A 10,159-nucleotide genomic window follows, 5' to 3' on the forward strand; every position below is an offset into this window, starting at 1 on the left:
CTTTTACTTTATCCCTTAGTACAGCCTAATACTGCACTATTCTATTTACTTTTCAAATTTTAAAAAATGCATTTTTCCATCGTCATGCTTTGGCGCTTCTTTTTTAGGTTTTTCACCAACATCTGGATTAAAGAATACGCCCTTGAGGCTGTTGGTCCTGCTGCGTATACAGTCCGGACAAAACCTACCATAGCGAATGCTACAGCCACAGGTCTCACATTGAATGTAGACCACACTTCCCTCTGGAATCTCTAAGCGTCCCTCACGAAGCATTCCATTTACAATATCAACAGGCACTCCAGTGTTCTCAGAGATAATAATAGCAGGCGCAGGTCCATTTTCATCTATGTAATCCTTGACTCTGCCGAAATCATCAATTTCTTTGTTGCCGCAATCATAACACTCGTAATATCCGCCACCAATATATCTAATTCGGCCTTTGCATTTTGAGCATCGTGTTGGCTTTCGGTCAAGGAAATCTTTTGTAAATTTTTCTATCTCAGCCTTATTTCCCATAGAAACCTCAATTATAAATCAAACTCCGTTATACTCTTATCAAGGGGAACCTCTTCCTTATTAGCGCTCTCTAATCCTTTTCGAATCAACTTCCAGTTTTTAAGGAACCATACGGTCTGTGCTGGATGTTTGTAAAGCGAAAGCATCTGTGCTCCTTCATATTTGTGTGGATATGTAAGAGGAATATTTCCTGTACGAGATGTTGTAAAATAAATAACCTGTCTGTAGAGCTTTCTCTCTAAATACTCAGGTGTAGCACAATAATAAATATATTCGCCGTAGTCAGTGGCGTAATAAAACTTCATTTCTTCTTGGTTGACCTCGAGAGGTTCCATACCGCGGCAGGCAAACTCATTTACACGAAGAGATTTTACATCTAAGTCCTCAAGCTGCCCTTCCTTTTTTGCAGCCTTGACAGCCTGTTTCCATTTTTTTGCTTCCAAAGGGTCCATTAAACCTGCAAAGAAACGGTCTTCCTTTTCAACCTTTTCTGATTCTTCCTGATCCTCAGTAGGGTCCTTTCCAGTTTTTAACCAATGATTAATAATGTTAAGATTTTTGTTGAGTTGCTTAATATGTGGTGCATATACTTTGTCTTGCTTGACCATCTCTTTTACAAATGCATCGAACTCAGCCTTAAGGGCATTCTTTGTATTTTTACTTTTAAAGTAGAATGGCATGGCAATCAAAAGATCAATACCAATTATGCAAACCAAAATATTAACAATAAGCCAATCGTTCATTTAAAATTCTCCAGTAAATTACGCAAATAATATTAAGTAGACAATCATCGCTGTCATAGATAATGCCAAAATTGTATTTATAACTGTAAGTGCCACGATTATAGATACGTTTTTCTTTTGGCGTTTGACATTCTCATAATTGTAGAGATTTTCAAGATTTACCTCGAATTCTTTTAACAAGGATTCCATTTGAGTTTTGAGTGGTTTGGTATAATCGAGAGCGTCATGCATATCCTGCACTCTCAATCCAAGGGATTTGAGTAGCTTCTCGTTTTGTTGTTGCGCGTCGGCAACGGCCTTGTGAATATCAACATTATCTCGACGATAAGCTTCGAGCATCTCCTCTAACTGGTATACCTCGCCCTGAAGTCTGTCGATTTCCTGACGAATATCATCCTCGCTCATTCCAAGATAACGGTGCTTAAAAATAGGTTTCCCGGTATATTCTCCCTGCATACCAATCCTCCCACCAAATTGTCAATTCTGAGTGTAATAATATGTTTTAATTCTTTAGAAAAAATTGTACAAAATGCTATTTAAATTTTACCACTTTTGACAGTGCTTTGTCATGCAAATTCCACTAAACAAAATGTTTAAGTAAAAAAGGCCACAGCGTACTGCAGCCTTTTAAATGTTAATTTTACAATGAGAATCTCGCAACGAAATCCTGAAGTTCCTGTGCGTTTCCAGCCAACTTGTCGGAAGCTTGAGCAACCTCATAAGAAGATGCTGTTTGCTGCTGAGAAGCTGCAGAAACATTTGATGTTTCGTCTGCAACAGCCACGCTCATTTCCTCGATTTCGTGGATGTTCTTTGCGATTGTCTCTGTTCCGCCTGAGAGCTGCTCCACAATAGCGCTCATTGTGTTTGACTCTTCGGAAATTGAGTTAACCATGTTTACAATGTTGTTGAATGTACCGCCTGCCTCATTAACAAGCTCAGAACCACTAACAACGTTCTGTGCGCCTTCACGCATAGCATCAACGGCTTCCTCAGAATTTTTGGTGATACCAGCAATAAGCTCTGTAATCTTCTGTGCTGCCTGATTTGACTCATCAGCAAGCTTTGAAATCTCACTTGCTACTACAGCGAAGCCCTTGCCCATTTCACCTGCACGAGCAGCTTCGATACTGGCATTAAGTGAAAGAAGGTTTGTCTGGCTGGCAATTTCAGAAATCGTAATTACGAACTCATCGATTGACTTTAATCTCTCACCAAGGCCTTCAACAACCTGAGCTGTATTTTCAACAGATTCTCTGATGCTGTTCATCATATCTGTTGCATTTGTCATGTCCTGAGCACCGTTAACAGCTGCTTCATTAGCAGATTTGATCATCTCTGTTGTACGAGAAATTGCCAACTGGAAATCTTCCATGTTCTTAACAAAGGAATCTGTTTCAGAACTTGCATCACTAACTGCATTAATCTGACCACTGCAAGAATTTGCAACGTTTGTACATGAGGTTGCAACCATCTCGCTGGCCTCAGCAGACTGTGAAGCTGATGCTGAAAGCTCTTCTGATGCAGATGCAACAGATGCGGTTGTATCAGAAATCTGAAGCATAAGGTTTCTTATGTTCATGTGCATCAAATCCAAAGCCTCAGAAATTTCTCCTACTTCGTTGTTGTGATTAACTAGCTTACGAACTTCTGCCAAATCGGTATTCTCGGTAAAATCGCTATTTGACATACGCACCATCTGTCTAGCAGAAAGCGAAATAGGCTTTGTAATCTTCTTTCCAAAGAAGATTGCAACGAATGCACCAATAATAATCAATATAATAAGGATAATAATTGTGGCAATAATATTGCTCTTTAAGGCATCATCCGCATGTGTCTTGTAAATAGCCTCAAGCTCATCTAAATCATCAACCCAGACACCAGTACCCATTACCCAATCAAATGGCTCATAGTATGCTGTATAGTTAATCTTTGGAAGCTCTTCGGTCTCATTTGGCTTTGCAAAAAGAAGCTCTGTGTAGCCACCACCTTCTTGCATACCATTTTCAATCATCATCTGGATATACTTATTTCCCTGAGAATCAGTGTTATCCCAACGAGACTGTCCTTCTGTATCACGTCCTAATAATACGACATTAACACCTTCTGAAGTATCAACCCAGAAATATCCATTTCCGTCGTCATATCTTAAATCACGAATAATGTCAGCAGACTCTTTTTTAGCCTGATCTAAGGTCATCTGACCAGCCTCGTATCTGTTATACATAAAGGCACAGATACTCATAGCTTCCTCAGTTTCATGTTTCAGCTTTGTTTTTACATCCTCTAGCAGTCTGCTCTTGTAAGCTGCTGTAGAATCGCTGTTAGTTTTCAGTGTACTAACGATAGTAAATGTGGATATAATCGCTGCTGTAAGTACTACAGATGCTAAGATAACAGCGATTAACACTGTTTTTAATGACCCTCTCTTCTTAGACATACGTCTACCCCTCCTATGTTGCTTACGTAACAAAATTTTTTCCTAGTCGATGATTCAAATATATCACTTATTGTCTGAAAATTATAAATTTTCACAGAGTTTTCATTGATAATTTAAACTTAAATTACAAATAACCAAAAAATACCAGGCCTCCAATTTTGAAGGTCTGGTATCAAGTAAAGTGCCAGTTATTTTCTCTTATTCTTCTCAGTATTATTAAGCTTTTCTTTTCCCCATAGCGTTGCAAGCGTTCCGATTACTGGAAGAGTTGATGCAAACCATCTCTTTACATTAGCTCCGCCATTTGCATCAACACCCTTTGCCACCTCATCCTCGTCAATGGTTGTAACAATATCCATATTATTTTCAGCCATATAAGTAGCATCTTCGTTTGCTAAATCTTCGCCTAAAACTGCCAGAGGAACCTGATCATTTGAAATTGGTGCAAATACCATTTCCTCGCTATAAACATCTGTAGGAACTGTGCCTTGCTCTGCTGTCGCTACATTGCTAACGTATCCAGAAGCTGCTGCGTAGTTTCTCTCTGATGCACTAGTTGTAGTCTGGCCTTCTGTTTCTGTAGCTGTACTTTCTGATGCAGAAGCTGACTCGCTTGCTGATACGCTTTCTGATGTTGAAAGTGATGTGCTAGCTGATGCGCTTGCGTATTCGCTTGCTGATGTGCTAGCTGATGCACTTGCATATTCGCTTGCTGAAGTACTTGATGATGTACTTGCAACTTCGCTTGCAGAAGCACTAACTGATGCGCTTTCAAGCTCACTAGATGAAGCGCTTGTTGATGCAAGTTCAGAAGCCTTCTGTGATATAGCCTCACTCTTTGCCTCGCTTGCAGCTGTAGAAGCCTCTGCGCTAGCTGAAAGTGATGTTTGTCTAACCTGTGATGCAGACTGTGATTCAACTGCACTTGCACTAGCTGAATTCTCAACCTCTGATAACTGTGCCTTAAGGCTATTTGTAGTTTCTGGTAAAGTTAAAAGATCACTTCTAAGCTGAATGTCTTCCTTGCACTCAAACTCTGAATACCAATCAGCGCCTTTACCATAGTTGTATTCAGCTGAATCATTCCAGCCAATTCTCTTATATGTAGTAATTTTTTGACCTAGATAATTGTATACCTTTTTAATTTCAGTACCATAAACAGCTTCTTTCTTTAATACATTTATTCCAGCGGCAATCTTTGGATTGTCTTCATCAGTTTTAACATTCATTTTCTTGTTTGCCGCATTTTTATCATTAATGTATTCCTCTTCTGTAACCCATTTATCTAGAGGTCTGATAATTGATTTGCCGTCTGAATCACAAGTAACCTCATCATAATATTCCTCGTGATATACGCCATCTACATCCACATACTTTAAGCAAATGTTATGATTCTGATAGAGACCATTAAAATCTCCGCTAAGGCCTGAGTTCCAATACTTATAAGAAACTACTCCTGCTTTATTCTGTAAATCTGAGCTTTCAACGAAAGTGTAATCAGAACTAATAGTTCCATTTAATGTAAGCTTGTACTGAATCATTGCAACTGCAAGCTCTCTACCATTATTGTAATAGTCTTTTGGTAATGTTTTGTTAGCTTTAGCTGTAGCTTCTCTAATCTCCTGCTCCTGATCCATACGTTCATCAAGCTTCTCTTCGATTTTAGAAAGAGCTACATCTTCATCAGAATTAGCTACGATGCCTTCTTCAATGTATTCTTTATCTTCAACATAAAGCTCATAGTCATCAGCATATTCATTTTCTGTAGCGCTAATGTCATCTGATAATTCAGATGTAGCTGTATATAATGACTGAGCCTGGAATTCTGAAGTAGATGCAAATGTTGACTCTTCCTGTGAAAGAGATGCCTGTGCTGACTCAGAAATCTGCTCATCAGTAGGACCTTCATGTGTTTCTGCAGTAGGTGCTGCAGGATTCTCATTAGACTCCTCTGTTGTGCCTTCTGTTGGCTGCTCTGGAGTAGTTGCTTCTTTCTGTGTTTCTGTTGCTGCTGGAGTTGTTTCATCTGTTGCAGTTGTATCGCTCTGTGCCTTTGCTGCTGGCTGCTCGCTAACTGCTTTCTGCTGTGCTTCTGCTACTGGTGCACCTTCGCCTGCTCCTGAAGCATTTTCCTGTCCTGCACCAGCTGCACCACTATCAGCTAAACTATCCTGTGAAGGTGCTTCCTGTGCTTCGCCTGCGTTTTGCCCTACAACAATCTCGTCTGTGCTAGCTTCAACTGTCTGTGCTACTGATAATCCCATCATATCTGAAAAAACGCTGGCACCCCCAACTGCTGTACCTGTTATTACTACGCCTTTTATTAAATCTTGAACTTTTTTCTTACCCATAATACCTTACCTCAGTCTTTCTCCCATAAGTTATATTTTTACACTGTTTTTTATTTTCTAATGTTATTATATTTATAAATTATGAAAAACCCGTGTTTTTATGTAATACTTTTTGCCAAAATAAGGGAGTTTTTGCCAATATACTACCGATTGAAATCGTCCTTTAATACACGCTCATATTGGCCCTTGAACCAAGCTCCTATTCCCCCTGTATTATCATTATGCCTTCCATGTAAGCCTTTTCCGTAAACCTGAACACCAGCGGAATTGAGCTCGCTTAATAATTTATCATAGGCAGTATTATCATAATCATCCTCAAACATGTAGGAAACAATGAATTTAGTTCTGCCAAAATCTGTCGTTCTAATTTTTTTCCATACACGCTCGTTTAGATTCTCTATAGCTTCATCATCCATTTTGCCTGAATAATGTCGCAGCAAATCAAGGGAGGTTGGAAATCCTCCCGGTCGCTTTAGTCTTTCATTTCTGGCAATGTCGCCAAGACTAGCCAGAGGCTTTCCTAGAATAAGAGCATGCGGTTTTAGGCTACAACCATAATATAACGAGCCGATTGTTCCCATGGAAATCCCTGACAAAATAACTTCATCAGCATAGAATCCAAGCTTATTAACGTATTTATCAATAATAGAAACCATTAGCTTTTCATATTCTTGGGAACCTATGTAAAAACCGCCGCCTTCAAATCTTTGTTCCGAAATAAGCAGGAAAGGACAACCCATTTTTCTCATCATGTGGTAGCCTTCAAAACCTTCCATGGTTTTATAACCCGAAAAATATACTGCTAGTGGTGGCTTCAAATCACCTGGATCAAAGTAAGCAAATATCTCCTCTCGCTCAGACGTTACATATCTCTCTCCGCCTACCATAAAGGTGCCAACATCCCATCTGGAAATACGGTCATGTAGTCCAATGATATCAAGGAACCCACTGCCCTTTGCTCTAATGGCGCAGGATATGACACCGCCACCGTTTCGACCTTCTATCCTAACAAGGTCCTGTAAATCCTTTTCAGAAAACTCCCAAGAATCCATTACCTTGGACAAGCTTCCAGATACAAACTGCTTGATTGTCATGGATATTTCTATTTCTGGAGACTTTTTGTATTCCAGCCAGAAATCAATAGCCTGCCCCGGCTCGATTGGAATATTTCCTCTCCAAAAAACTATTTGTCTAAGCTCTGAACCAAATTCCCCCTCTAGGTGAACACTGTACTGTCCATTCCAGCTGACTTTCCCTTTAAAGCCCTGGGCAATACCGATAGCCTCTGGAGAAAACTTTTCTCCGTATGGCTTTGGAAAATACTTTTTCGCCTCATTATCTAAGAAGGACTGTATCCTATCTCGTCTGAGTCTTTTGCCCATTCGTTGATTAAATAGTTTGCTTGTAGTTGCATTAAAAACTAATGAATCTTCCACAAACAAACAGTAAGAATGAGACATAGCCTTAACGGCATCAAACTCATCCTCTTCTATATTGCGGCCAAGATAAACTATCTCGTAAATATCCTTTTTCTTTAGCTGCGCCTGCTCGGCATGTATCAACTTTACGTTTCGAGGGATATTATATTCTTCCGCCCAATTTTCAGTTCCAATTTGTAATATTCTAATTTTATCCATAATACATTTTAGCCTAGCTGATGACACCACCAGCCAGGCTATAAATTAAAACTCTCTTTCTTCTATTTTTAGTCCAAGTATTGGGTCAATCAGTGAAAATACACTAGCAATAGGCACTATGTAAACTGCCTTTGAAAGCTGAAGGAATGTATCAAGATTGTCCCCTTGAAGTGCAATCACAACGAAGGTCAGCACCATGAAGCAAAACCAGATGCAAAGTGGTGCAATTTTTTCATTTTTAAATACTTTGATAATAATCACAACCACAAGGACAGGTAACAAAACTACCCATGGGCTACCGCAAATAACTCTAAGTCCACCTGCGAAATCACCAATGTTATTCATATTATAGATAACAACCTTATCCCAGAATTCGATCGCGTTTCTGAAATATGTAAGGTAAAGCCCCATTGGAACACCAACTGTGAGAAGTCCCTCAAATATTGAGAACCAGAACTGTCTGTATTCTTTACCCTTTACCCCATCAATTTTGAATTTGACTGCGAAGAATAATATCATTACCACCCATATGAAAACATAACCTGGTTGCAAGAAAAACACCATGCCCAAATCAATTGCCAGCAAATATGTATGATAAGACAAGAAACCGCTTTGCAGCTGTCTTGCTATATGGTATACAGACAATGTGAGGAAGAAAAACATAAGCTCCTCAGCTCCAGCGTGAGTCAATGCGCCCCATCCAAAAATTGTTAGAACCGCAGCTGATATAAATGCAAAGATTTCTGATGTGAAAAGCTTGGCGGTTTTATACTGGAACAATACAATTATGAAAATTAGAACTGCCTCCATTGCAAAATGAAGCAAATGAGTCTCAGTTGGCAAATATCCCAGGCCATAGAACTCATAAAGCACCGGACCATAATGTCCGTCCACTTCCACATAGGCTAAGAAGCCATTTCTAATTTGTAATGCGATATCAAAAATCTCATTTTGAGCCTGTGTAAATGCATTTGTCACCCATGGATTAAGTGGGCTCGACATTGCAATCACCACAGTAACTGCTAATATCCCTAAAAATTCTAGTACACCTTTTAGTTTTTTATTCATCTCTTTTCCTCCAATAAAAATAGAGAGTGGAAAATTACTTCTCCACTCCCTAATTATAATTCACTTTAATAATACATTCTATAAAGATTTTGTGAATTAATCCTCTTTATTGTCAGCTACTGCCTCTGCCTTAGCCTTCTTTTTGTCCTTTGAAACCTTGCCAGTTATAAGTGAGATGATGATGAGAATCCAATACCACCAAATTCTTCCTGTAATTCCACTTCTAGAAATTGCAAGTGGTGTATACTCATCCTCAATTGTAACTGCACCATTCTCATCAAATTCTTCAAGATCGTCATCAAGAACTACTGCAAGAGGAACCTGCTCGTTAGTAATTGTCTGGATGTCGTCACCAACCTCGTTAAAGTTTGCAACTGATGTTGCTGGGCCATTTGTAACTTCATTAAATGCATTTGCATTAGCTGTTGCTCTTGTATTATCTACAGCATTATTTACAGCTGTGCCATTTGTTGATGTAGAAGCACTTGAGCCTGAGCTGCTTGCTGATGAACTAGAACTTGAGCCACTTCCTGAGTTATCAGATGAAGTGCTTGTTGCTGCTGAGTTACTTGAGCTTGTTGAAGCACTTGTAGACTCTGATGCGCTTGTTGATTCTGATGCACTTGTTGACTCTGATGCACTTGTTGAAGTGCTTACTGACTCTGAAGTGCTTGCTGAAACCGAAGTACTTGTGCTAGTTGATGCAGATTCTGAAGCACTTACTGACTCTGAAGTGCTTGCACTCTCGCTTGCTGAGATACTCTCACTTACAGATGCACTCTCACTTGCTGATACACTTGCGCTGAGTGAACGTCTCTCAGAATTGCTGATGCTCATGCTCTCAGACAAGCTAATACTTACCGAAAGTGACATGCTTTCAGATCTTGCAGTACTAAGGCTAGCTGCTGTACTTTCTGAAATAGAAATACTCTGTGACTTCTGTACACTCTCACTGAGTGATGCTTCTGTACTTTCACTAAGTGACTTCTGTGTTGACTCGCTCTCTGATTTTGCTATTGATGCTGAATCTGAAGCTGCTACGCTCTCGCTGAGTGATGTCTGTATTGACTCACTCTCTGATTTTGCTATCGATGCTGAATCTGAAGCTGCTGCGCTCTCACTAAGTGATGTCTGTATTGACTCGCTCTCTGATTTTGCTATTGATGCTGAATCTGAAGCTGCTGCGCTCTCGCTAAGTGATGTCTGTATTGACTCGCTCTCTGATTTTGCTATTGATGCTGAATCTGAAGCTGCTGCGCTCTCACTAAGTGATGTCTGTATTGACTCACTTTCAGACTTTGCTATTGATGCCGAATCTGAAGCTGCTGCGCTTTCACTAAGTGATGTCTGTATTGACTCGCTCTCTGATTTTGCTATTGATGCTGAATCTGAAGCTGCTGCGCT

At 39.7% G+C, this 10,159-nt stretch carries 7 protein-coding genes and 1 pseudogene; all 8 read right to left on the reverse strand.

The genetic code is table 11. From position 1 onward, the window contains the following. Positions 1–45: 45 nt before the first annotated feature. Positions 46–516 (reverse strand): hypothetical protein, encoded by a 471-nt coding sequence (locus E7276_RS10085; protein ID WP_294217044.1) that lies wholly within the window; start codon positions 514–516, stop codon positions 46–48. Positions 517–527: 11 nt separating this feature from the next. Further along, on the reverse strand, positions 528–1,259 hold the full coding sequence (locus E7276_RS10090; RefSeq protein ID WP_294217046.1) for a hypothetical protein: 732 nt from the start codon (positions 1,257–1,259) through the stop codon (positions 528–530). Positions 1,260–1,277: 18 nt separating this feature from the next. Beyond that, positions 1,278–1,715: a hypothetical protein gene (locus E7276_RS10095; RefSeq protein WP_294217048.1), complete on the reverse strand. Its 438-nt coding sequence runs from the start codon at positions 1,713–1,715 to the stop codon at positions 1,278–1,280. 184 nt (positions 1,716–1,899) lie between these two features. Next, on the reverse strand, positions 1,900–3,699 hold the full coding sequence (locus tag E7276_RS10100; protein ID WP_294217050.1) for a methyl-accepting chemotaxis protein: 1,800 nt from the start codon (positions 3,697–3,699) through the stop codon (positions 1,900–1,902). Positions 3,700–3,887: 188 nt separating this feature from the next. Continuing rightward, positions 3,888–6,050, reverse strand: coding sequence for a hypothetical protein (locus E7276_RS10105; RefSeq protein ID WP_294217052.1), 2,163 nt, complete (start codon positions 6,048–6,050; stop codon positions 3,888–3,890). 143 nt (positions 6,051–6,193) lie between these two features. Beyond that, positions 6,194–7,687, reverse strand: a complete 1,494-nt coding sequence (gene asp2, locus E7276_RS10110; protein ID WP_294217054.1) for an accessory Sec system protein Asp2 — start codon at positions 7,685–7,687, stop codon at positions 6,194–6,196. A gap of 45 nt (positions 7,688–7,732) precedes the next feature. Continuing rightward, positions 7,733–8,755: a hypothetical protein gene (locus tag E7276_RS10115; RefSeq protein ID WP_294217056.1), complete on the reverse strand. Its 1,023-nt coding sequence runs from the start codon at positions 8,753–8,755 to the stop codon at positions 7,733–7,735. A 96-nt stretch (positions 8,756–8,851) separates the two neighbouring features. Next, positions 8,852–10,159 (reverse strand): annotated as a pseudogene (locus tag E7276_RS10120) (hypothetical protein); the annotation flags it as partial.

Origin of the sequence: Pseudobutyrivibrio sp. (assembly GCF_015057185.1) — a bacterium.
Lineage (GTDB): Bacteria > Bacillota > Clostridia > Lachnospirales > Lachnospiraceae > Pseudobutyrivibrio.

Bases quoted from the DNA above. Each gene is read 5' to 3' on its own strand.
- E7276_RS10105 (WP_294217052.1), bottom strand. From the start codon at position 6,050: ATGGGTAAGAAAAAAGTTCAAGATTTAATAAAAGGCGTAGTAATAACA.
- E7276_RS10090 (WP_294217046.1), bottom strand. From the start codon at position 1,259: ATGAACGATTGGCTTATTGTTAATATTTTGGTTTGCATAATTGGTATT.
- E7276_RS10100 (WP_294217050.1), bottom strand. From the start codon at position 3,699: ATGTCTAAGAAGAGAGGGTCATTAAAAACAGTGTTAATCGCTGTTATC.
- E7276_RS10085 (WP_294217044.1), bottom strand. From the start codon at position 516: ATGGGAAATAAGGCTGAGATAGAAAAATTTACAAAAGATTTCCTTGAC.
- E7276_RS10095 (WP_294217048.1), bottom strand. From the start codon at position 1,715: ATGCAGGGAGAATATACCGGGAAACCTATTTTTAAGCACCGTTATCTT.
- E7276_RS10115 (WP_294217056.1), bottom strand. From the start codon at position 8,755: ATGAATAAAAAACTAAAAGGTGTACTAGAATTTTTAGGGATATTAGCA.
- asp2 (WP_294217054.1), bottom strand. From the start codon at position 7,687: ATGGATAAAATTAGAATATTACAAATTGGAACTGAAAATTGGGCGGAA.